Raw genomic sequence first — 603 nt, forward strand, 5'->3', positions numbered from 1 at the left:
TGCCCTCACTGCCGAGGGAGACGGACGGCACCTGCTTGATCTTGTCGCCACTCGCCGGGTGCATGCCCATCTTGGCGGCCAGCTCGGTGACCGGGCAGACGCCGATCTCGCTGATCAACTGGACGAAGTAGGTGTTGACCGACTTCGCGGTCGCCTCCGGCATCCGGTACGGGCCGACCTCCTCGCGGTTCTCGTTCGCCACGGTCGCGGGATCGTTCTTGTCGTTCCGCCAGTGGCCCTTACACGTGGCCACCGGGCTCGGGTACTCCATCTCGTACGGCGACGAGTACTCCTGGTGCGGCGGCTTGCCCTTCTCCAGGGCCGCGGCCGCGGTGATCGGCTTGAACGTCGAACCAGTCTGGAAGCCGAAGTTCGAGCCGCCCATCGTCCGGTCGGCCGACAGGTTGATCTGGGTCTCGTTGTCGCCGAAGCCGTACGGCCGCGACTGCCCCATCCCGATGACCCGGCCCGAGCCCGGCTCGACCAGCGTGACGGCGGTGGCCACCGAGTCCGTCTGGTAGACGTGATCGGTGATCGACTTCTGCACGGAGTTCTGTGCCTGCGGGTCGAGCGTCGTACGGATGGTCAGGCCGCCCTGGTTCC

At 67.0% G+C, this 603-nt stretch carries 1 protein-coding gene; it reads right to left on the reverse strand.

Features of this window, described 5'->3' with window-relative positions:
- The coding region (locus KUM32_RS38680) for a penicillin-binding transpeptidase domain-containing protein (protein WP_254406718.1) at positions 1 to 603 on the reverse strand (603 nt) is incomplete at both ends.

This window comes from Streptomyces sp. AC627_RSS907 (assembly GCF_019049165.1).